22 protein-coding genes and 1 pseudogene are annotated in these 22690 nt (G+C 54.8%); 15 read left to right on the forward strand and 8 right to left on the reverse strand.

Features of this window, described 5'->3' with window-relative positions; translation table 11 throughout:
• Positions 1-933, forward strand: a complete 933-nt coding sequence (arcC, locus tag ACLD11_RS12915; protein ID WP_411011546.1) for a carbamate kinase — start codon at positions 1-3, stop codon at positions 931-933.
• Between the two features lie 5 nt (positions 934-938).
• Here the strand turns inward: arcC and ACLD11_RS12920 are convergent.
• Positions 939-1021: pseudogene (locus tag ACLD11_RS12920) on the reverse strand (hypothetical protein); the annotation flags it as partial.
• Positions 1022-1044: 23 nt separating this feature from the next.
• Here ACLD11_RS12920 and argF point away from each other — a divergent pair.
• The 3 genes from argF (at position 1045) to ACLD11_RS12935 (ending at position 4183) form a co-directional block, all read left to right on the forward strand.
• Positions 1045-2049 carry an ornithine carbamoyltransferase gene (gene argF / locus ACLD11_RS12925; protein WP_000237031.1) on the forward strand — a complete coding sequence of 335 codons (1005 nt, stop codon included), beginning with the start codon at positions 1045-1047 and terminating at the stop codon, positions 2047-2049.
• A 55-nt stretch (positions 2050-2104) separates the two neighbouring features.
• The gene (locus ACLD11_RS12930; RefSeq protein WP_183059451.1) at positions 2105-3508 is read left to right on the forward strand and encodes a YfcC family protein; all 1404 of its coding nucleotides are present in this window, start codon (positions 2105-2107) and stop codon (positions 3506-3508) included.
• 186 nt (positions 3509-3694) lie between these two features.
• On the forward strand, positions 3695-4183 hold the full coding sequence (locus tag ACLD11_RS12935; RefSeq protein WP_000666051.1) for an arginine repressor: 489 nt from the start codon (positions 3695-3697) through the stop codon (positions 4181-4183).
• On the opposite strand, the gene ACLD11_RS12940 is transcribed toward ACLD11_RS12935, so the two are convergent.
• The gene (locus tag ACLD11_RS12940; protein ID WP_001518160.1) at positions 4153-4293 is read right to left on the reverse strand and encodes a hypothetical protein; all 141 of its coding nucleotides are present in this window, start codon (positions 4291-4293) and stop codon (positions 4153-4155) included. The two genes, ACLD11_RS12935 and ACLD11_RS12940, sit on opposite strands and share 31 nt — an antisense overlap.
• On the opposite strand from ACLD11_RS12940, the gene pyrL reads away from it, so the two are divergent.
• The 4 genes from pyrL to ridA all read left to right on the forward strand — a co-directional run bounded on the left by pyrL (position 4273) and on the right by ridA (position 6282).
• Positions 4273-4374, forward strand: coding sequence for a pyr operon leader peptide (gene pyrL / locus ACLD11_RS12945; RefSeq protein ID WP_000249504.1), 102 nt, complete (start codon positions 4273-4275; stop codon positions 4372-4374). The genes ACLD11_RS12940 and pyrL overlap by 21 nt on opposite strands.
• Positions 4375-4409: 35 nt before the next feature.
• Positions 4410-5345 (forward strand): aspartate carbamoyltransferase, encoded by a 936-nt coding sequence (pyrB, locus tag ACLD11_RS12950; protein ID WP_000013055.1) that lies wholly within the window; start codon positions 4410-4412, stop codon positions 5343-5345.
• A gap of 12 nt (positions 5346-5357) precedes the next feature.
• Entirely contained in the window at positions 5358-5819 is a 462-nt protein-coding gene (pyrI, locus tag ACLD11_RS12955; RefSeq protein WP_000148567.1) for an aspartate carbamoyltransferase regulatory subunit, read from the forward strand.
• Positions 5820-5895: 76 nt separating this feature from the next.
• The gene (ridA, locus tag ACLD11_RS12960) at positions 5896-6282 is read left to right on the forward strand and encodes a 2-iminobutanoate/2-iminopropanoate deaminase (RefSeq protein ID WP_000047544.1); all 387 of its coding nucleotides are present in this window, start codon (positions 5896-5898) and stop codon (positions 6280-6282) included.
• An 88-nt stretch (positions 6283-6370) separates the two neighbouring features.
• Here ridA and mgtA read toward each other — a convergent pair whose 3' ends face one another.
• Complete coding sequence (gene mgtA / locus ACLD11_RS12965) at positions 6371-9079, reverse strand: magnesium-translocating P-type ATPase (protein WP_411011545.1); 2709 nt, start codon at positions 9077-9079, stop codon at positions 6371-6373.
• A 140-nt stretch (positions 9080-9219) separates the two neighbouring features.
• Positions 9220-9318 carry a mgtA regulatory leader peptide MgtL gene (gene mgtL, locus ACLD11_RS12970; protein WP_105789234.1) on the reverse strand — a complete coding sequence of 33 codons (99 nt, stop codon included), beginning with the start codon at positions 9316-9318 and terminating at the stop codon, positions 9220-9222.
• 144 nt (positions 9319-9462) lie between these two features.
• Here mgtL and treR point away from each other — a divergent pair, with 144 nt between their 5' ends.
• The 7 genes from treR to ACLD11_RS13005 all read left to right on the forward strand — a co-directional run bounded on the left by treR (position 9463) and on the right by ACLD11_RS13005 (position 17706).
• Positions 9463-10410, forward strand: coding sequence for a trehalose operon repressor TreR (treR, locus tag ACLD11_RS12975; RefSeq protein WP_001181297.1), 948 nt, complete (start codon positions 9463-9465; stop codon positions 10408-10410).
• Between the two features lie 137 nt (positions 10411-10547).
• Positions 10548-11966, forward strand: a complete 1419-nt coding sequence (gene treB, locus ACLD11_RS12980) for a PTS trehalose transporter subunit IIBC (protein WP_411011544.1) — start codon at positions 10548-10550, stop codon at positions 11964-11966.
• A 49-nt stretch (positions 11967-12015) separates the two neighbouring features.
• On the forward strand, positions 12016-13668 hold the full coding sequence (gene treC / locus ACLD11_RS12985) for an alpha,alpha-phosphotrehalase (RefSeq protein ID WP_023217947.1): 1653 nt from the start codon (positions 12016-12018) through the stop codon (positions 13666-13668).
• A gap of 408 nt (positions 13669-14076) precedes the next feature.
• Positions 14077-16215: an anaerobic ribonucleoside-triphosphate reductase gene (gene nrdD / locus ACLD11_RS12990; RefSeq protein ID WP_000187821.1), complete on the forward strand. Its 2139-nt coding sequence runs from the start codon at positions 14077-14079 to the stop codon at positions 16213-16215.
• Between the two features lie 216 nt (positions 16216-16431).
• Entirely contained in the window at positions 16432-16896 is a 465-nt protein-coding gene (gene nrdG / locus ACLD11_RS12995) for an anaerobic ribonucleoside-triphosphate reductase-activating protein (protein ID WP_001009173.1), read from the forward strand.
• Between the two features lie 166 nt (positions 16897-17062).
• Positions 17063-17293: a type II toxin-antitoxin system VapB family antitoxin gene (gene vapB, locus ACLD11_RS13000; protein ID WP_183059448.1), complete on the forward strand. Its 231-nt coding sequence runs from the start codon at positions 17063-17065 to the stop codon at positions 17291-17293.
• A complete protein-coding gene (locus ACLD11_RS13005; protein ID WP_079780148.1) occupies positions 17290-17706 on the forward strand; it encodes a type II toxin-antitoxin system VapC family toxin in 417 nt (138 codons plus the stop codon). The genes vapB and ACLD11_RS13005 overlap by 4 nt, the downstream gene beginning before the upstream one ends.
• A gap of 60 nt (positions 17707-17766) precedes the next feature.
• Here ACLD11_RS13005 and ACLD11_RS13010 read toward each other — a convergent pair whose 3' ends face one another.
• From ACLD11_RS13010 to ACLD11_RS13025, 4 genes are read right to left on the reverse strand one after another with little or no spacing between them, the layout of a single operon-like run.
• The gene (locus tag ACLD11_RS13010; protein ID WP_141022906.1) at positions 17767-19680 is read right to left on the reverse strand and encodes a BglG family transcription antiterminator; all 1914 of its coding nucleotides are present in this window, start codon (positions 19678-19680) and stop codon (positions 17767-17769) included.
• Between the two features lie 16 nt (positions 19681-19696).
• The gene (gene dagF, locus ACLD11_RS13015; protein WP_411014981.1) at positions 19697-20437 is read right to left on the reverse strand and encodes a 2-dehydro-3-deoxy-phosphogluconate aldolase; all 741 of its coding nucleotides are present in this window, start codon (positions 20435-20437) and stop codon (positions 19697-19699) included.
• A complete protein-coding gene (locus tag ACLD11_RS13020; protein WP_001139178.1) occupies positions 20434-21552 on the reverse strand; it encodes a DgaE family pyridoxal phosphate-dependent ammonia lyase in 1119 nt (372 codons plus the stop codon). The genes dagF and ACLD11_RS13020 overlap by 4 nt, the downstream gene beginning before the upstream one ends.
• The gene (locus ACLD11_RS13025; RefSeq protein WP_411011538.1) at positions 21536-22669 is read right to left on the reverse strand and encodes an amidohydrolase/deacetylase family metallohydrolase; all 1134 of its coding nucleotides are present in this window, start codon (positions 22667-22669) and stop codon (positions 21536-21538) included. Before ACLD11_RS13025 ends, ACLD11_RS13020 begins: the two co-directional genes overlap by 17 nt.
• Positions 22670-22690: the final 21 nt, after the last annotated feature.

Consider the following 22690-nt stretch of genomic DNA (forward strand, 5'->3'; position numbering starts at 1 on the left):
ATGGAAAACAAACGCACACTGGTCGTCGCGCTGGGCGGCAATGCGCTGCTCAAACGCGGCGAACCGCTAGAGGCTGATATTCAGCGTAAAAATATCGAACTGGCGGCCAGAACCATCGCCCAGCTTACCCGGCAATGGCGCGTGGTGTTAGTGCATGGCAACGGCCCACAGGTAGGACTGCTGGCGCTACAAAATAGCGCCTACGCTAACGTTACGCCCTACCCGCTCGATATTCTCGGTGCGGAAAGCCAGGGCATGATTGGCTACATGCTGCAACAGGCGCTGAAGAATCATCTGCCGGAGCGTGAAATCAGCGTCCTGCTCACCCAGGTCGAAGTCGATGCCAACGATCCGGCATTCCTCAATCCAACCAAATATATCGGACCGATTTACGACGAAGCGCAGGCCCGTGCGTTACAGGCAGAAAAGGGCTGGGTATTCAAAACCGACGGTAACGCCTTCCGCCGCGTTGTGCCCTCCCCACAGCCGAAACGCATTGTGGAAAACGATGCCATCCGCGCGCTGATTAGCCGCGATCACCTGGTTATCTGTAACGGCGGCGGCGGCGTGCCGGTCGTGGAAAAAGCCGATGGCTACCACGGTATCGAGGCGGTGATCGACAAAGATCTGTCCGCCGCCCTGCTTGCCAGCCAAATTCACGCCGACGCGCTGCTCATTCTGACAGATGCCGACGCGGTGTATCTCGACTGGGGCAACCCCACCCAACGCCCGCTGGCGCAGGTTACGCCGGAGCTGCTTCGTGAAATGCAGTTCGACGCCGGTTCGATGGGCCCGAAAGTGACCGCCTGCGCTGAGTTTGTCAGCCATTGCCGCGGCATTGCCGGAATCGGCTCGCTGGCGGATGGGCAAGCCATTCTCGCGGGCGAGAAAGGTACTTTGATTCGGTGTGAAACCGCCGACGTTGACGCATAAGGCTTTTTACCGGATGGCGGCTTCCGCCTTATTCGGCCTACAGTGCGCGCATAACCGTGGGCCGGATAAGCGCAGCGCCATCAGGCAATTCATTTTAACAAGGATATTGTAATGGTTATTTCACTGAAAAATCGTAACTTTTTGAAGCTGCTTGACTACACCCCGGCGGAAATCCAACACCTCATCGATCTGGCTATTGAGCTGAAAGCCGCAAAAAAAGCCGGATGCGAAAAGCAAACACTGATCGGCAAAAACATCGCGCTGATTTTTGAAAAAACCTCTACCCGCACCCGATGCGCGTTTGAAGTTGCCGCTTTCGACCAGGGCGCGCAGGTGACTTATCTCGGCCCAAGCGGCTCGCAGATCGGCCATAAAGAGTCCATGAAAGATACTGCTCGCGTCCTGGGGCGGATGTATGACGGCATCGAATATCGCGGTTTTGGTCAACACATTGTGGAAGAGCTGGGGGAATACGCGGGCGTTCCCGTCTGGAACGGCCTGACCGATGAATTTCACCCCACACAGATCCTGGCCGATCTGATGACCATGCTGGAACACGCGCCGGGTAAAACGCTGCCGGAACTGAGCTTCGCCTACCTGGGCGATGCGCGCAACAACATGGGCAACTCGCTGATGGTGGGCGCGGCGAAGATGGGCATGGATATCCGCCTGATAGCGCCAAAGTCCTTCTGGCCTGATGCCGCGCTGGTCGCGCAGTGCCGGGAAATCGCCAGCGTTACCGGCGCTCGTATCACCTTAACGGAGAGCGTTGAAGACGGCGTTCACGGTGTGGATTTCCTCTATACCGACGTCTGGGTCTCGATGGGAGAACCCAAAGAAGCCTGGGCGGAGCGCGTCAGTCTGATGACGCCATATCAGGTCAACCAGCAGGTGGTAAACGCTACCGGTAATCCAGATGTGAAGTTTATGCACTGCCTGCCCGCCTTCCATAACGAGCACACCAAAGTGGGACGCGAAATCGAAATGGCTTACGGCCTGAAAGGACTGGAGGTCACGGAAGAGGTGTTCGAGTCCGCAGGCTCGATAGTCTTCGATGAAGCGGAAAACCGGATGCACACCATCAAAGCGGTCATGGTGGCGACGCTCGGCGACTAATCCCACAGGCTATGCGCCCTCGCGGCGCATATCCGTGATATCAGGAGAGAACATCATGGGTAAATTTAAATTTCCCACCGCTTATACCATCCTGTTTATTCTTATTGCCCTGGTCGCGGTAATGACCTGGATTGTGCCGGCGGGAAAATACCAAATGGCGATGAACGCCACGCTGGGAAAAGAGGTGCCGGTGGCGGGAACGTATGCCCCCGTGGACGCGCACCCGCAAGGGATTACCGCTGTTTTACTGGCACCGATTGACGGCCTCTATAACCACGAAACCTACACCGCCGGCGCCATTGACGTCGCGCTGTTTGTCTTGATTATCGGCGGCTTTCTGGGGGTGGTGAATAAAACGGGGGCGATTGATGCCGGTATTGAACGGGTAACAGTCAAACTCAACGGCAAAGATGAGTGGATGATCCCCATTCTGATGGCGCTGTTCGCCGCTGGCGGCACTATCTATGGCATGGCGGAGGAGTCGTTGCCCTTCTACACGCTGCTGGTGCCGGTTATGATGGCGGCCCGCTTCGATCCGTTAGTGGCGGCGGCAACCGTACTGCTCGGCGCGGGGATAGGCACGCTCGGTTCGACCATTAACCCTTTCGCCACGGTCATTGCCGCCAACGCCGCCGGCATCCCTTTTACTCAGGGAATGCTGATGCGCGTACTGCTGTTAATTGTCGGCTACGTACTGTGCGTGTTTTGGGTAATGCGCTATGCGCGCAAAGTCCGCGCCCATCCTGAGCTTTCTATCGTGGCGGATAAAATGGAGGAAAACCGCGCCCATTTCCTCGGCAATCGCGCCAATACACTGCTGGAGTTTACGGCTACCCGGAAATGGGTGCTGCTGATCTTCGCCGCCTCTTTCGCGGTGATGATTTACGGCGTGGCGGTTCTCGGCTGGTGGATGGCGGAAATCTCCGGCGTTTTTCTGGCGGCGGCGATTATCGTTGGCGTGATAACGCGGATGGGCGAGGAAGCATTCACCAGTACTTTTATCGACGGCGCGCGGGATTTGCTCGGCGTGGCGCTAATTATTGGTATCGCGCGCGGCATTGTGGTGGTCATGGATAACGGTATGATTACCCATACTATTTTGCACAGCGCGGAAAGTCTGGTTTCCGGCCTCTCTACCACCATTTTCATAAACGTAACCTACTGGCTGGAAGTATTGCTCTCCTTCCTGGTGCCCTCCTCTTCCGGTCTTGCCGTATTGACGATGCCCATTATGGCGCCGTTAGCGGATTTTGCCCACGTACAGCGGGATTTGGTCGTAACCGCCTACCAGTCGGCCTCCGGGATTGTGAACCTGGTTACTCCCACCTCCGCCGTGGTCATGGGCGGTCTGGCGATCGCGCGGGTTCCCTATGTCCGCTATCTGAAATGGGTCGCGCCGCTGTTGCTGATCCTGACATTGCTGAACATGACGGCACTGAGCATCGGAGCGATGATGTAACGAGCCAGATGGCGACGCGTCTTATCCGACAGGACTGATAAGCACAGCGCCATCAGGCACGCCGTCACCTTTTTTGATCGGCTTCTCATTTTCCTGCAAAACCGCCCGATTGATCCGCAATCAATGTGACAAATGTGATGAATTTCGCCAGTCCGTTGATATCAATAATAAAGATAAGGTGCATTTATGAAGGAATACGATGATTACTCCGCCAAAGAACAACAGCAACTGGCGGTTTGTCAGCGCCTGATTAGTGAAAAAAGTTACCTGTCCCAGGAGGAGATTCGCCGCGATTTACAAAATGAGGGATTTGAAGGTATCAGTCAATCTACGGTTTCGCGCCTGCTCAAGCTGCTGGGCGCAATAAAAATCAGAAATACGAAGGGACAAAAGATTTATTCCGTAAATCCCCAGCGGCGTCCTTCGCCGGATGCCGGACGTTCAATAGCCGAAATGGTCGTCAGCGTTGAACATAATAGCGAATTTATCCTTATCCATACGGCGGCAGGTTATGGTCGCGCCGTCGCGAGAATTCTGGATTACCACGCATTGCCGGAAATTCTCGGCGTCGTTGCCGGTAGCAGTATTGTCTGGGTCGCACCACGGGTCGTTCAGCGCACGGCGCTGGTACACAAACAAATTAATTATTTGCTTAAAATGAATTTAAATTCATAAGAACCGTTTGCGATGAGTAAATCATGCATTAATCGCTTGATCCCCAAACAGAGCTGAGTATAATCGCGGACAATTTGCCGGGAGGAAGCATGGTTCAGTGTGTACGACATTCTGTCTTACCGCGTCTGAAAAAGGACGCAGGCCTGCCGTTTTTCTTTCCGTTGAAAACCAATACCAAGCCCCTCAATTGAGGGGCTTTTTTTTGCCCAGGCGTCAGGAGATAAACATGGCTAACCCGCTATATCAAAAACATATCATTTCCATAAACGACCTCAGCCGCGACGATCTTAATCTGGTACTGGCGACGGCGGCGAAATTAAAAGCCAACCCGCAGCCGGAGCTATTGAAACATAAAGTGATCGCCAGCTGCTTTTTCGAAGCCTCCACGCGTACCCGCCTGTCGTTTGAAACCTCAATGCATCGCCTGGGCGCCAGCGTAGTGGGCTTCTCCGACAGCGCCAACACGTCGCTGGGGAAAAAAGGAGAAACGTTAGCCGACACGATCTCAGTGATTAGCACTTACGTGGACGCGATTGTGATGCGCCATCCGCAAGAAGGCGCGGCACGTCTGGCGACGGAGTTTTCCGGTCAGGTGCCGGTGCTCAATGCGGGTGACGGTTCGAACCAGCATCCGACGCAGACCCTGTTGGATCTGTTCACCATCCAGGAAACGCAGGGCCGTCTGGATAACCTGCATATCGCGATGGTCGGCGATCTGAAATATGGCCGCACCGTGCATTCGCTAACCCAGGCGCTGGCGAAATTTAGCGGCAACCGTTTTTATTTTATCGCGCCGGACGCGCTGGCGATGCCGCAGTACATTCTGGATATGCTTGATGAAAAAGGAATGGCCTGGAGCCTGCATGGTTCTATTGAAGAGGTCATGGCCGACGTCGACATCCTCTATATGACTCGCGTACAGAAAGAGCGTCTCGACCCGTCGGAGTACGCCAATGTGAAGGCGCAGTTTGTTCTGCGCGCCAGCGACCTGAACGGCGCGCGTGAAAATATGAAAGTGCTGCACCCGCTGCCGCGCATTGATGAAATCACCACGGATGTGGATAAAACGCCACACGCCTGGTACTTCCAACAGGCGGGCAACGGTATTTTCGCTCGCCAGGCGTTACTGGCGTTGGTACTGAATAGCGAACTGAGTCTGTAAGGGAGAAAAACGATGACACACGATAACAAACTGCAGGTTGAAGCCATTAAATGCGGCACCGTGATTGACCATATCCCTGCGCAGGTAGGCTTTAAGCTGCTGAGTCTGTTTAAATTGACCGAGACCGATCAGCGAATCACTATCGGTCTGAATCTCCCGTCTGGCGAGATGGGGCGTAAAGACTTAATCAAAATAGAAAACACCTTCCTCACCGATGAGCAGGTTAACCAACTTGCTCTGTACGCGCCGCAGGCCACCGTTAACCGCATCGACAACTACGACGTAGTCGGGAAATCACGCCCCAGCCTGCCAGAGCGTATTAATAATGTGCTGGTTTGCCCGAACAGCAACTGCATCAGCCACGCGGAACCGGTATCCTCCAGCTTTGCAGTGAAAAAACGCGCCAATGATATCGCCCTCAAATGCAAATACTGTGAAAAAGAGTTTTCGCATTATGTGGTGCTGGCCAACTAATGGGGGTTGGTTATGAGATCCCGGCTCCCTATAATGAGCGGGGACATTCTATTACCGCTGTAATTCAGGAGAAATCATGAGCAAAACTATTGCGACGGAAAATGCACCAGCAGCAATCGGCCCATACGTACAGGGCGTTGACCTGGGTAGCATGGTAATCACTTCCGGTCAGATTCCGGTCGATCCGAAAACCGGTGCCGTAGCGGAAGATGTATCCGCTCAGGCACGTCAGTCGCTGGAAAACGTTAAAGCTATTGTGGAAGCCGCTGGCCTGAAAGTAGGCGACATTGTGAAAACGACCGTCTTCGTGAAAGACCTGAACGATTTCGCGACCGTCAACGCCACCTACGAAGCCTTCTTCACCGAGCACAACGCCACCTTCCCGGCGCGTTCCTGCGTGGAAGTTGCCCGTCTGCCGAAAGACGTGAAAATTGAGATTGAAGCGATCGCTGTTCGTCGCTAACGCTCGTTTATAGATAGTGGCCAAATGGCGCTATCGCTTATTTGGCCTGGTATGCCATCCAGGCCGATAATGCACAATACTTCGACGCTTACTGCCAGCCATAACGTCGGCTGTAAAACCCTTTCACCAACTGGGTTAACGTCATATAGCCCGCCAGAATAGCAATCAGCCACGGGAAATAGCTTAACGGCAGCGCCTGCAACTGCAGGTAAGACGCCAGCGGCGAAAACGGCAACGAAATTCCCACGACCATCACCAACAACGTCATCGCCATCAGCGGCCAGGCGGCGCGACTTTGAATAAACGGCAGACGACGGGTACGGATCATATGCACAATCAGCGTTTGCGACAGTAATCCCACCACAAACCAGCCGGACTGGAACAAGGTTTGCGTTTCTGGCGTATTCGCATGAAATACCCACCACATCAGACAAAAGGTCAAAATGTCGAAAATCGAGCTGATCGGACCGAAAAAGACCATAAAGCGCCCCAAATCCGCCGGATTCCAGCGCTGCGGCTTTTGAATTTGTTCTTCATCGACATTATCAAACGGAATCGCCACCTGGGATACATCGTACAGCAGGTTTTGAATCAGCAAGTGCAGCGGCAGCATTGGCAGGAACGGCAAAAAGGCGCTCGCCACCAGTACGCTAAACACGTTACCGAAATTTGAGCTGGCCGTCATCTTGATATATTTCAACATATTAGAAAAAGTACGACGACCTTCAATGACGCCTTCTTCCAGCACCATCAGGCTCTTTTCCAGCAGAATAATATCGGCCGCTTCACGGGCGATGTCCACCGCGCCATCTACCGAGATACCAATATCCGCCGCCCGCAACGCCGGAGCATCGTTAATCCCGTCGCCCATAAAACCGACCACATGCCCCTCGCGTTTGAGCAAAGTGACGATGCGCTCTTTATGCATCGGCGTCAGACGCGCAAACAACGTCGTACGGGCGGCCAGCGCCGCCAGCGCGTCGTCGCTTAACCCTTCAATATCACTGCCAATAACGACATCGCCCGCATCCAGCCCAACTTCATGGCAAACTTTCGCTGCTACCAGCTCGCTGTCACCGGTGAGAATTTTCACCGTAATTCCGCTCGCCTTCAGCGCTTTCAGCGCCGGTGCGGTGGTCTCTTTCGGCGGATCGAGAAAAGCGATATACCCTTCCAGAATCAGATCAGATTCATCGATACGCTGGTAATCGCCCTCACGCGCAGGCAGATATTTGGTCGCGACGGCGACCACGCGTAGCCCCTGACGGTTCAGCATGTCGGTAACGCGTTTCACCCGGCGCAGCATATTGTCGTCCAGCGGCACAATATCGCCGTTGTGGCGCACCTGAGTACACACGTTCAGGATCTCCTGTAACGCGCCTTTGCAGACCAGTTGATGCACGTTCGAATCTTCGGCCACCACCACCGACATCCGGCGACGCTCAAAATCAAACGGGATCTCATCGATTTTCTGCCAGCGTCCGGAGAGCTGACGCGCGGCGGTTTCGTCTACTCCCTCCAGGACCGCCGTATCCAGTAAATTTTTTAGACCGGTCTGATAATGGCTATTCAGCCAGGCACAATGCAGTACATGCTCGCTGGGCTTACCAGAAATATCAGTATGATTTTCCAGCACAATTTTGTCCTGCGTCAGAGTGCCGGTTTTATCGGTGCACAGAATATCCATCGCGCCGAAGTTCTGAATCGCATCAAGGTGCTTCACGATAACTTTCTGTTTCGAGAGCTTCACCGCCCCGCGCGCGAGGGTGGAGGTGACGATCATCGGCAACATTTCCGGGGTGAGTCCTACCGCGACCGAAAGCGCAAATAGCGCCGCTTCCCACCAGTCACCTTTCGTGTAACCATTAATAATCAGTACTACCGGCGCCATGACCAGCATAAAGCGGATTAGCAACATACTGACGCGGCTAATTCCTTTCTGGAAAGCGTTCTGCTCGTTATCTTGTTCCGAAACGCGCCCCGCCAATTGACCAAACCAGGTGTCGGCGCCGGTCGCCATCACCACGGCCTGCGCCGTTCCGCTCACGACGTTGGTCCCCATAAAGCACAGCGTGTCGCACTCAAGCGGGTTATTTTGCCGGGGCTCACGCGTCGCGGCGACTTTCTCGACCGGCAGAGATTCGCCGGTCAGCGACGCCTGGGCGACAAACAGATCGCGCGCCTGGATAATCCGTAAATCCGCCGGGATCATATCCCCCGCCGCCAGCTTAATAATATCGCCGGGCACCAGTTGATCGATGGGTAATTCCAGCCAGGCGTTTTCGCCATTTTCATTAATAACCCGCAGTACGGTAGCGGTATTGCTCACCATCGCTTTTAGCGCGTCCGCTGCTTTCGTCGAGCGCGCTTCCTGCACAAAATTCAGCAGCGTTGAGATACCGACCATCAGGGCGATAACGCCTGCGGCAAACAGATCCTCCGTGGCATAAGAAATGCCGCCAAGAATCGTGAGTAAGATGTTGAAAGGATTGCGATAACATACCCACAGATGCACCCACCACGGCGAGGGTTTCTGTGCCGGAAGGCGGTTTTCGCCATGCTTTTCACGCGCGCGCGTCACCTCGGCAGCGTTTAATCCCTCCGGGTGCGTATCAAAGACGCGCCAGAGCGTCTCCTGCTCCATTGCCGCGACTTTCAGACAGCGATCGCTCAGCGAAGGCGGGATAGTCGCATTTACCGCGGTCTGCGCGCCGGGCAGCGGATCGCGGTGAACCAGACGATAAGGCAAATGACGATTAAGCCGGGCAAAAAGCTGGCGGGTAATGGTTTTTAGCATAGGTAATCCCTCCGCGCCGAAGTCAGGCGCAGAAAATTCTTCAGGCGCGGCAAAGCCTTGCCCGATGAGCAATGTTTAAATAAAAACAGGGACGTTATTGTGTCACTGTCTTACACACCGGTAAGACAGCAGAGGCAGGCTTACCGGAAAAGGAAAATTCTCCATCGCGGGAGAGGGGTGGGTTCAGGGTCCATGTCGCCTCCGGTAAGTAAATAATTTGCGCCGCGGATTATACGCATAAATCCATAAGTTTTGTGGCAATTATGGCGGTATCATACCGTTACGTAATTAAACCAACGATAAACCAGACTTTGCCCATTGCCCTTCGCTTGAGTAAAGTTACTCTTTTTATCACCATCAGCGTCACGCCACGAGAAAACAGGATGCAAAACCGGCTCACTATCAAAGACATCGCCCGCCTGAGCGGCGTAGGGAAATCAACCGTTTCCCGCGTGCTTAACAATGAAAGCGGCGTAAGCGAACGTACCCGCGAGCGTGTCGAAGCGGTGATGAATCAACACGGTTTCTCTCCGTCCCGCTCCGCCCGTGCGATGCGGGGACAAAGCGATAAAGTGGTCGCTATTATCGTCACTCGCCTTGATTCGTTGTCTGAAAACCTCGCGGTTCAGACCATGCTGCCTGCGTTTTACGAACAGGGCTACGACCCTATTATGATGGAAAGTCAGTTCTCGCCGACGCTGGTAATGGAGCATCTGGGCATGCTCAGACGACGTAACATTGATGGTGTGGTGCTGTTTGGCTTTACCGGCATCACAGAAGAGTTGATCGCCCCCTGGAAAGCCTCGCTGGTGCTGCTGGCAAGAGATGCGCAAGGTTTTGCCTCCGTCTGTTACGACGACGAGGGCGCGATTCATATCCTTATGCAGCGGCTGTATGAGCAGGGACACCGCAACATTAGCTTTCTGGGCGTTCCCCATAGCGATATTACCACCGGCAAACGTCGGCATGACGCATACCTGGCGTTTTGCAAAAAACATAAACTTCATCCCGTCGCCGCCCTGCCCGGTCTTGCCATGAAGCAGGGCTATGAGCATACGGCAAGTGTCATCATGCCGGATACCACCGCGTTAGTCTGCGCCACCGATACGCTGGCGTTGGGCGCCAGTAAGTATTTACAGGAGCAACGTATTGAGACGCTGCAACTGGCAAGCGTCGGGAACACGCCGCTGATAAAATTCCTGCACCCGGAGATCGTCACTGTCGATCCCGGCTATGCTGAAGCCGGACGGCAGGCGGCTTCGCAGCTGATCGAACAGATCAATGGCCGCTGCGATCCGCGCCGGATCGTCATTCCTTCCACCCTCGCCTGAGTGGCTGATTAAACGGAATACCACGAGTAATTTGTGATCGTCGCTGCGTTTCGGGAACGTTCCCATTTTTAAACCAACGTTGAAGAGATACTCTTGCGCCAATCAATTACATATCTCCTCTGCCATGAGGCTTTACGATGAGCAAAGTAAAACAAGCCGATATTGACCGGCTGATTGACCTGGTTGGCGGGCGCGACAACATCGCCACGGTGAGCCACTGCATTACTCGCCTGCGCTTTGTGCTCCACCAGCCCGCGAGCGCCAGACCAAAAGAGATCGAACAATTACCGATGGTTAAAGGTTGTTTCACCAACGCCGGTCAGTTTCAGGTGGTGATTGGCACCGACGTTGGCGATTACTATAACGCGCTGCTGGAGACCACCGGCAAAGCGTATACCGATAAAGAGCAGGCCAAAAAAGCCGCTCGCCAGAACATGAAGTGGCATGAGCAGTTAATTTCCCACTTCGCGGAGATCTTCTTTCCGCTACTACCGGCGTTGATCAGCGGCGGTTTGATCTTAGGCTTTCGTAACGTGATTGGCGATGTGCCGATGAGCAACGGCCAAACGCTGGCGCAGATGCATCCGGCGCTAAAAACGCTTTATGATTTTTTATGGTTGATCGGCGAAGCGATCTTTTTCTATCTGCCGGTGGGGATCTGCTGGTCGGCGGTGAAAAAAATGGGCGGCACGCCGATTCTTGGTATCGTGCTCGGCGTGACGCTGGTATCGCCGCAGTTGATGAATGCGTATCTGCTGGGCCAGCAAACGCCGGACGTCTGGAACTTCGGCTTATTTAGCATTGAGAAAGTGGGCTACCAGGCGCAGGTAATCCCGGCGCTACTGGCAGGGCTGGCGCTTGGGTTTATTGAAACACGGTTGAAACGCATCGTGCCGGATTATCTCTACCTGGTCGTCGTCCCGGTGTGTTCGTTGATACTGGCCGTCTTTCTCGCCCACGCTTTTATCGGCCCCTTTGGTCGTATGATCGGCGACGGCGTGGCCTTTGCGGTACGTTATCTGATGACAGGCAATTTCGCCCCGATAGGCGCGGCGCTGTTCGGCTTCCTGTATGCCCCGTTGGTCATTACCGGCGTCCACCAGACAACGCTCGCTATCGATATGCAAATGGTCCAGAGCATGGGCGGTACGCCAGTCTGGCCGCTGATTGCGCTGTCGAATATCGCGCAGGCTTCCGCCGTAGTGGGCATCATCATCTCCAGCCGTAAACACAATGAACGCGAGATCTCCGTTCCTGCCGCCATTTCCGCTTACCTTGGGGTAACCGAACCGGCGATGTACGGTATCAACCTGAAGTATCGTTTTCCGATGCTGTGCGCGATGATCGGATCTGGTCTGGCGGGACTGCTCTGCGGTCTGAACGGCGTCATCGCCAACGGTATCGGCGTGGGCGGCCTGCCGGGCATCCTGTCTATACCGCCGCGCTACTGGCAGGTGTACGGCATGGCGATGGTTATCGCGATCGTTATCCCGATGATTCTGACCACCTTTATCTATCAGCGTAAGCATCGTCAGGGCACATTACAAATTGTCTAATTCTTCTTCGGGGCGCAGTTGCGTCCCAACGCACTTGCAGGAAACTACAATGACTATTCCCCTCTGGTGGCAAAACGGCGTTATTTATCAGATCTACCCGAAAAGTTTTCAGGACACGACCGGCAGCGGCACCGGCGATTTACGCGGCGTCACGCAGCGCCTTGACTATCTACAGCGACTCGGCGTAGATGCCATCTGGCTCACGCCGTTTTATATCTCGCCGCAGGTGGATAACGGTTATGACGTCGCAAATTATACGGCTATCGACCCGACCTACGGCACGCTGGATGATTTTGACGAGCTGGTCGCGCAGGCGAAAGCACGCGGTATTCGTATCATCCTGGATATGGTGTTTAACCATACTTCTACCCAGCACGCCTGGTTTCGCGAAGCGCTGAACAAAGAGAGCCCATACCGTCAGTTTTATATCTGGCGCGATGGCACGCCGGATGTCTGCCCGAATAACTGGCAATCCAAATTTGGCGGCAGCGCCTGGCGCTGGCATAGCCAGAGCGAACAATATTATTTACACCTTTTCGCGCCAGAACAGGCCGACCTGAACTGGGAAAACCCCGCCGTGCGCGCCGAGCTGAAAAAGGTCTGCGAATTCTGGGCCGATCGCGGCGTGGATGGCCTGCGTCTGGACGTGGTGAACCTGATCGCCAAAGATCAGAATTTTCCTGACGATCCGACGGGCGACGGACGCCGCTTTTATACCGACGGGCCGCGCGCGCATACGTTTTTACGCGAAATGAACCGTGACGTTTTTACACCGCGTAATCTGATGACGGTAGGCGAAATGTCCTCTACCACGCTGGAAAACTGCCAGCAATATGCCGCGCTTAGCGGCGACGAACTCTCGATGACCTTCAATTTTCATCATCTGAAGGTGGATTACCCCAATGGCGAAAAGTGGACGCTGGCAAAACCTGATTATGTGGCGCTGAAAGCGTTGTTCCGCCACTGGCAACAGGGGATGCATAACGTCGCCTGGAACGCGTTATTCTGGTGTAATCACGATCAGCCGCGCATCGTTTCCCGCTTTGGCGACGAGGGTGAATACCGGGTTCCAGCCGCGAAAATGCTGGCGATGGCGCTGCACGGTATGCAAGGGACGCCTTATATCTATCAGGGCGAAGAAATCGGCATGACCAACCCACACTTTACCCGCATCACCGATTATCGCGACGTGGAAAGCCATAACATGTTTGCCGCGCTACGCGCCGCCGGACGCGACCCCGACGAACTACTGGCTATCCTGGCCAGTAAATCCCGCGACAACAGCCGCACGCCGATGCAGTGGGACAACGGTAAAAACGCCGGTTTCACCCAGGGCGAGCCGTGGATAAGCCTGTGCGATAACTATACGGAGGTTAACGTCGCGGCGGCATTACGCGATGAAAACTCAGTGTTTTACACCTATCAAAAGCTGATTGCGCTACGTAAAACCCAGCCTGTACTGATCTGGGGCGATTATCAGGATCTCCTCCCGGATAGCCCATCAGTATGGTGTTATCGCCGCCAGTGGCAGGGGCAAACCCTGCTGGTCGTCGCCAATCTGAGCGACCAGTGTCAGGAGTGGCATCCGCCGCATATCAAAGGACAGTGGCAGGCGCTACTGCACAATTATGGCGAGGTCGCCAGCCAGCCAGCGGCGATGACGCTCCGCCCATTTGAAGCCATCTGGTGGTTACAACGCTAGCGCGACGTCCTTATACGGATAAACGCCACAGACCTATTGACACGGGCGGTGGCGTTGCTCCTGGTTACTGTCTGTTTTTGTTGAATAATTAATCAGATTTTTCTTGCTATCTTTTACAAACGCTACAGCGCCCGCCATCTGTACGCTCTGATTTTTACCTTGTTCTACATCAATAAAATTGCAAACATCCTTGATGCAAATCACTACATATAGACTTTAAAATGCACGCCGACCCAATATGTTGTATTAATTGACTACAATTGCTACAACACCTGTTCACTCGACACAAGGTGAATTGTGGATAACCTGGGTCAGGATTGCGGGAAGTCGTTGGAAAAGAGATGAATAAACCTGTTATGGCTTCCCCGGCCTCTGTGGATAACCTGTTCTTACAAATATGGAGTGATCATGACACCGCATGTGATGAAACGAGATGGCTGTAAAGTGCCATTCAAATCAGAGCGCATTAAGGAAGCCATTCTACGTGCAGCTAAAGCAGCGGGAGTCGATGACGCAGATTACTGTGCCACCGTCGCAGAAGTCGTTAGCAGCCAAATGAACGCGCGCAGTCAGGTGGATATTAACGAGATCCAAACTGCGGTTGAAAACCAACTGATGTCCGGCCCGTACAAACAGCTTGCCCGCGCCTACATCGAATACCGTCACGATCGCGACATTCAGCGTGAAAAGCGTGGTCGTCTGAACCAGGAAATTCGCGGCCTGGTAGAGCAAACTAACTCCGCGTTGCTCAATGAAAACGCCAACAAAGACAGTAAAGTCATTCCCACCCAGCGCGATTTGCTGGCCGGGATTGTCGCCAAACACTATGCCCGCCAGCACCTGTTGCCGCGTGACGTAGTACAAGCGCATGAGCGCGGCGATATCCACTATCACGATCTCGACTACTCGCCGTTCTTCCCGATGTTCAACTGTATGCTGATCGACCTGAAAGGCATGTTGACCCAGGGCTTTAAGATGGGTAACGCCGAGATCGAACCGCCAAAATCTATCTCTACCGCCACTGCCGTTACCGCGCAGATTATCGCGCAGGTCGCCAGCCATATTTATGGCGGCACCACCATTAACCGTATCGACGAAGTGCTGGCGCCGTTTGTCACCGAAAGCTATAACAAGCACCGCAAAACCGCCGATGAGTGGCAGATCCCGGATGCCGAAGGGTATGCGCGTTCTCGCACCGAAAAAGAGTGCTACGACGCCTTCCAGTCGCTGGAGTACGAAGTTAACACGCTGCACACCGCTAACGGCCAGACGCCTTTCGTGACCTTTGGTTTTGGCCTCGGCACCAGTTGGGAGTCGCGTCTGATTCAGGCGTCTATTTTGCGTAACCGTATCGCCGGTCTGGGTAAAAATCGCAAAACCGCCGTGTTCCCGAAACTGGTCTTTGCTATCCGCGACGGTTTGAACCACAAGTTTGGCGATCCGAACTACGACATTAAACAACTGGCGCTGGAGTGCGCGAGCAAGCGCATGTATCCGGACATCCTCAACTACGATCAGGTGGTCAAAGTCACCGGTTCGTTCAAAACGCCAATGGGCTGCCGCAGCTTCCTCGGCGTGTGGGAGAACGAAAACGGCGAGCAGATCCACGACGGGCGTAACAACCTGGGCGTGATTAGCCTTAACCTGCCGCGCATCGCGCTGGAAGCAAAAGGCGACGAAACCGCATTCTGGAAACTGCTGGATGAACGTCTGGCGCTGGCGCGGAAGGCGCTGATGACCCGTATCGCCCGCCTTGAAGGCGTGAAAGCCCGTGTCGCGCCTATCCTGTATATGGAAGGCGCCTGCGGCGTGCGGCTGAAAGCGGACGACGACGTGTCTGAAATCTTTAAAAATGGTCGTGCGTCCATCTCTCTGGGCTACATTGGTATCCATGAAACCATTAATGCGCTGTTCGGCGGCGAGCACCTGTACGACAGCGAGCAACTTCGCGCTAAAGGCATCGCGATTGTGGAGCGTCTGCGCCAGGCCGTGGATCAGTGGAAAGAAGAGACCGGCTACGGCTTTAGTCTGTACAGCACGCCAAGTGAAAACCTCTGTGACCGCTTCTGCCGTCTGGATACCGCCGAGTTCGGCGTGGTGCCGGGCGTAACCGATAAAGGTTACTACACCAACAGCTTCCACCTCGACGTGGAGAAGAAGGTCAACCCGTACGACAAAATCGATTTCGAAGCGCCGTATCCGCCGCTGGCGAACGGGGGTTTCATTTGCTACGGCGAATACCCGAACATTCAGCACAACCTGAAAGCGCTGGAAGATGTCTGGGATTACAGCTATCAGCATGTACCCTATTACGGCACCAACACGCCGATCGATGAATGCTACGAGTGCGGCTTTACCGGCGAGTTCGAATGTACCAGTAAAGGTTTCACCTGCCCGAAATGCGGCAACCACGACGCCGCGCGCGTCTCGGTCACCCGCCGCGTGTGCGGTTATTTAGGCAGCCCGGACGCACGTCCGTTTAACGCCGGCAAACAAGAAGAAGTGAAGCGCCGCGTGAAGCATTTAGGCAATGGGCAGATCGGTTAATCCTCCGTTTGCAATGCGTAAATGCCGGATGGCGGTGTAAACACCTTATCCGGCCTACAACCGCTGGCTATAGTTCCAATTTCATGAGTTTCCTCTAAGCAGTTGGTGTTGTAGCAAGGCGGCAAACGAACGAATCCCAGGGAGCTTACATAAGTAAGTGACCTGGGTAAGTGAGAGCGGCCAACGCCGCTACAGCGCCAAATGCAACGAGGAAACATGAACTTTCACCAATACTACCCCGTCGATATCGTTAACGGCCCCGGCACCCGCTGCACCCTGTTTGTGTCAGGGTGCGTGCATGAATGCCCTGGCTGCTACAACAAAAGCACCTGGCGGCTCAATTCCGGCCAGCCGTTTACCAAAGAGATGGAAGATAAGATCATTGCCGATCTGAACGACACGCGCATTCACCGTCAGGGGATCTCGCTGTCGGGCGGCGATCCGCTGCATCCGCAAAACGTACCGGATATCCTGGCACTGGTACAACGCATCCACGCGGAGTGCCCGGGGAAAGATATCTGGGTGTGGACTGGCTACAAGCTCGATGAACTCAACGCCGCACAGATGCAGGTGGTCGATCTCATCAACGTGCTGGTCGATGGCAAATTTGTGCAGGATCTGAAAGACCCGGCGCTGATCTGGCGCGGTAGCAGCAACCAGGTAGTGCATCATTTGCGTTGATGCGGGGATATTGGGTCAAAACCGTTACTCGTCCGCTACTTTTATATCCTTCTTTCGCCTCCTGCTTACAGGGATATGCATATGCCTATACATATGTCACGCACAGGCATATAATTAACTCCGATACTGGCCTATAACATCACGCCCACCAGGGCAGGAGACGACCATGCGAACCGTATCTGTATTTAAAAATGGCAATAACCGCGCGATCCGCCTTCCACGCGATCTGGATTTTGACGGCGTCAACGAACTTGAAATCTTCCGCGAAGGCGACACGATTATTCTGCGCCCCGCCCGCCCTTCCTGGGGATCGTTCCGTCATGAGGAAAAAGCCAGCCCGGACTTTCTGACGGAACGCGAAGACATCGTCAGCGATGAGGGGCGCTTTGAACTATGAGTAAAACCTACATGCTGGATACCTGCATCTGTTCTTTCATTATGCGCGAACAGCCGGAAGCTGTGCTGAGACGCCTTGAGCAGGCAGTGCTGCGCCGCCATCGTATTGTGGTGTCGGCGATTACCTACGCCGAAATGCGTTTTGGCTGTACGGGCAAAAAGGCCTCGCCGCGCCATGCCCAACTGGTCGATGCATTCTGTAGCCGCCTGGATGCCGTGCTGGCGTGGGACCGGGCGGCAGTGGATGCCACCACAGAGATCCGTGCCGTACTGGCCGCCGCCGGTACGCCGATTGGATCAAACGATGCGGCTATCGCCGGCCATGCCATTGCGTCCGGGGCGATACTGGTCACTAATAACGTGAGGGAGTTTGAGCGGGTACCGGGTTTGCAGTACGAAGATTGGGTAAAATAACCCGTGCTGGCATACCGACAAGCACATAAATCTTCTTAACAATGACGTGACGGGAAAGTGTCAAAAACGACTTACGCACTCCATTGCGACCGTTTTAAATTGCGTAAAATTCTGACATGCGCAGAGGCGCGTCATGGCGCGTTCGCGCAGGAAAGTGACGAAAATATCGTAGATGGCCATCGCCTCTTCATATTCACTTTTGCTGATGGCGAGTAAAAAAATAACGTGCGCCGTTTCGTCACCCCAGACAATCCCCTGTGGCGCGAGTACCGTATAAACCACCGTTTTCTTCGCCAGCAGCCCCAGCGCGTGTGGCAAGGCAATCCCGTCGCCTAATAACGTACTGACAATAGCTTCACGCTCAATAACCGAATCGAGAAACGCCGCATCAACAAAGCCTTCCTCATGCAACTGATCGCACAGCGTTTTAAACAGCGTCTGTTGATCTATTTCCCCTTCCACGATGCGAAAATGCGAGGCATCGAAATATTTATCCAGCATCCACGGGCGGGTTCTGTCCACCAGCACCAGCTTACCGATCTGCTCCAATTGATAGTCGGTAGGAAAGGGTGCGATCATGATGACCGGCTTATCTTTTTCGCCGATCCGCGCCGTGGAAATCACAAAATCCTCCACAATACTGTCCCGCGCCTCATAGTCGCGTAGCGTCAGAGTGCGGGCAATCTCAATCTGCGGGTATTTCCGCGCCAGTACTGCTTCAATCATCCGCACCATCGCATTACCAGCATCGCACACCAGCAGTACCTGCGGCTGCCGCTGGTAGCCAATGTTGTAACTACGTTCCAGCCCAACGCCAATATGCAGCACCAGAAAACCGATTTCGTTTTCGCTAATGGTATACGGCGTGTATTTTCCCCAACTCGATATCGCCGCCAACGTCATATCCCACGCCATCGGATAGTGCTGCTTAATATTTTCCAGTAGTGGGTTGGGGATCATGATCTGGTAGCGCACGCGGGTAATCATCGTTTTGATGTGGGTCAGCAAGTCCGCGTGAAGCTGTTTATCATTCAACAGGTTATAGTTGTACTGGGTATTAATAAAATCGAGGATATAGCGCACCAGCGCCTCTTCATCATCGGCATTAATGGCGCTGGGGGCAATCTCCTGTACCTGGCGGGCGGCAATATGCACCTTCAGCCAGCTTACTTCCGGCTCCGACAGCGGCTTGTCGGCCAGCTGTTGTAGTAGCTCCGCAATCTCATGCGCCGCATGGCGCACTTTTTCATCGACCTCCTCTGCCACGCATTCCGATAACGGATACCCCTCGCGAATACGCCGTACCGCCACCGCGCAGTACAAACGCAGAAACAGCTCGCCCTCATCGGTCAGGCGGATTTGACAATGAGAGAAAATATCCGGCAAAAGAGACTGCAGCCGTTGAGACACCTCGGTGTTCAGCGTGGTACTAACAATTAACGGATGGGAGGGCTCCTGCTGCGCCAGCGTCCATAAAAGGTCGGTCAGACAGGCGCGAATCGCCATCTCTCCGCCAAACAATTTCATGCCATGACGCGGACGCGTTTCCAGCGTCAGATGATAACGCAGCAAATGCTCGCGTACGTCCGCCATATCGTTCTGCAACGTCGCACGGCTGACAAACCATTCATCTGCTAAATCCTCCAGCTTCAGCGAGAAGGCGGAGGTTAAAAAACGCGCCAGCAAATAGTGTATCCGCTCCTGGCTGGTGCGCGGACCGCGCTCCAGGGCGGGAGATTGCTGCGTTTGCAGGGATTGATAACGTGCCGGATCATCAATTTTGAGCTGATACCCGTTGCCGCGGCTGAGAGTAAATTGCGCGCCATGCGGCGTCAGCAACATGTTCAGCGCGGCGATATCCGCCCGAACGGTACGCGTGGAGACCGACAACCGCTGCGCCAGCTCGTCCTGCGGCAGCGTCTCGTTTTGCAGCATCGCAAATAGCTGCGCTAAACGTTGGTTGGGGAATCGCACGTCTCTCTCCTCATGATTAGCCGACACGCGACCGGACGATAGCGAGTAACTGACGCACATCGTCCGCACGGGTGTTGCCGCTCACCTTATCAATAATCGAACTATAAATGTGAGGAATGATTTTGCTTACACCTGCATCAAGGGCGATGTGCAGAATCTCGGCGAAGTTTTCCAGATCGATGCCGCCCGTCGGTTCCAGCCAGAAATCATGGCGGGCGCAGGCCTCAGCCACCGCTTTATACTCGTCGCGACAGGTGAGCCCTCCCATCGGAAAGTATTTAACGGAGCTGCCGCCCATGTCTTTGAGTAGCGCAATCGCCGTTTCTATGGATACGATGCCGTCCGGCGCGCGGCTGCTTAGCGGGCCGGTGGAAATTTTCACCAGCCCCGGCGTGCCGGTCGGCGAGACAAGACCGTTCACCACCGTCTCGTTTTGCCCCAGCAGCGCCCGGCTGGTCCCTACGCCGGTAAACACCTGGTTGACATGCTGCGGCTGTACCTGACGCGAGATTTCGCTCACCATCGACGACTGGTTAGGATCGCCTGCCCCCAGTCCGACGGAGAGCGCATTATCGATAAGCGCCGCATATTCACGCATATCTGCGACTGCGCTTGCCACATCCGGATAGTTTTTGGAGAGCACGCCAACCAGCACATGACCTTCCGCCGCCGCGTAGATTTCCCGGGCGTTATCTTTCGAACCGGCCAGTACGTTCAGGCAAACGCGATCGCGGTAAAAGTTAGGGGTCAGTTTCATGCTTGTTTCTCCTGATTAATCACCTCGCCAATACGACGCGCCACAATCGCTAACTGCGCGCGATCGACGCTGCGGACATCCGCTTCAATAATCCCTTCGTTGGCTTTGTATCCGCGAAAGTAAATCGCGTATTCCCCTTGCTTCAGCGCGTCGACCAGGTCGCCAGTGGCGATGCCGGTAACGGCTTCATCAAACTTAATTTCCGTGCGCGCGATGTCGCGTCCGGCGCTGTCCCACACCACACGGGCGCTGACGCCGTTAAACGTGTTCAACGTGTCGATAAAGGGCGCCATTTTTTCTACCATCTCCGCGCCGCTCTCTTTTTGCGCCCGCAGGTACAATTCAATGGCGCAGGTCAGGCCAACAATTCCTTCTTTGCCGACCTTCATCGCCCGGCCAATGCCCGCTGACTGACGTTTTACCCACTCAACATACTGCGTTTTGCCAATCACCAGCCCGCTGGTCGGCCCTTCAATCGCTTTCGCGCCGCTATAGATAACGAGATCTGCGCCCACGCGGTAGTAGCACTGCAAATCTTCTTCCGCCGCCGCGTCCACAATCAGCGGGAGATTATGCGTGCGCGCCACCACCGCAGCCTGCTCCACGCTGAGCATACTTTTCTGTACGCAGTGGTGAGATTTGATATAGAGAATAGCCGCCGTGCGCGGCGTAATGGCCGCCGCCAACTGCGCGGCGGAACATTCGTTGGCGTAACCGGCTTCCACCAGTTTGCCGCCGCCCAGCGCCACCATCGTTCCCACCGGCGCGCCAAAGTTGACGTTGTGGCCCTTTGGCAGGACGATTTCGTTATTTTCAATCGGTGTAACGTGCAGGTTTTCCAGCAACCAGTCGCTGTCCTGAACCAGTACCGCGGCAACCGACTGGGCAAGGCCCGCACTGGCGCAGGAGACTACCGTCGCCCCTTCCACTTCCAGCAATTTCGCAATGTACTCGCCGGTTTTATTCACCAGATCTTTCATCTCGAAATACTGATTCATTCCGGCCATCGCCGCGTCTATCACTTCCGGGCGCGGCGTGGAGACGCCGAGCGCCGTCATACGCCCGGAGGCGTTAATCACCTGTTTTAATTGATACTTCTCAAAAATCGAAGGCATGTTCCGCGCTCCCTTGTTCGGTCATATAGCCCTTGCCTGCGCGTATCGCGGCAAGCGGCGTCAGCAATTCTTCAGCCTGTAAGCTGTCGTTTTCCGCGTCTACCAACACGGTGGGCTGGCGTTTAAGCGTAAAGAGGGTCAGGTCGGCATCCAGACCAGGCTGAAGACGACCTTTGGTTTTCAGATTCAGGCTATCGGCGGCATTGGCCGTCACGCACGCAATGACCTGCGGCAGCGACATGCCGATGGCGAGGAATTTCGACATCACATTAGCCAGCGAATGCACCGGGCCATTGATGCGGTTACGGCAGTAGATATCGGAACTGATGGTATGCGGTAAAATCCCCAGGCTAATGGCGCGTTTCGCCACCGCAAAGCTCAGGCTGGCGGTACCATGCCCAACGTCCAGACGCACGCCGCGCGCCAGCGCTCGTGTCACCGAGGCGCGCAGCTCGCCTTCCGGCGTCAGAATACGGTTCGGCTTACCGTTGTAACAGTGGGTAATGATATCGCCCGCCGTCAGACGCTCCGCGATTTCGTCCAGATCCGGCGGGTTATTGCCAATATGCACCATCAACGGCAGGTTGCCGTTTTCTTGCTGCATGGCTTTAGCGCGTTCCAGCGGCGTGATGCCGTTAACGCCTACCACGCTGCTGCTCATCCGCGCCTTGAGGCCGACGATAAAATCCGGGTGGCGTTTTACCGCCTGCCGGACCGCATCGGCGTCAATATTGGCCATGTTAGCCAGCTCGTTTTGGGCAATAAGCCCGACGCGTGAAACATTCAGCAGCGCATAAACCTCGGTGGCCGCGTCACGGGTCAGGGTGTAAAAATCGTCAATATCATCTGCGCCAGTGCTACCGGCATCCACCACTGTGGTAACGCCAGTGGCAATACCCACGCTGTCCGGTTCGTCGTGGTAAATCGGCGATGTCGGGTAGCAGTGAACGTGAGAATCAATCCAACCCGCGCTGGCGTAACACTCGCCGCGTAGATCGAGGGTTTTCAGCGCCGGACCATCAACGTCACCCAACGCCGCGATTTTGCCGTCTTGCAGGGCAATATTAGTCAGCGTGTCATCGACCAGACGCGCATGGCGCAGGAGTAAATCAAACATCGTTCTCTCCTTTGCCGGATG

It is taken from the genome of Salmonella sp. 741265116_PST (genome assembly GCF_046567715.1).
Classification (GTDB): domain Bacteria; phylum Pseudomonadota; class Gammaproteobacteria; order Enterobacterales; family Enterobacteriaceae; genus Salmonella; species Salmonella enterica.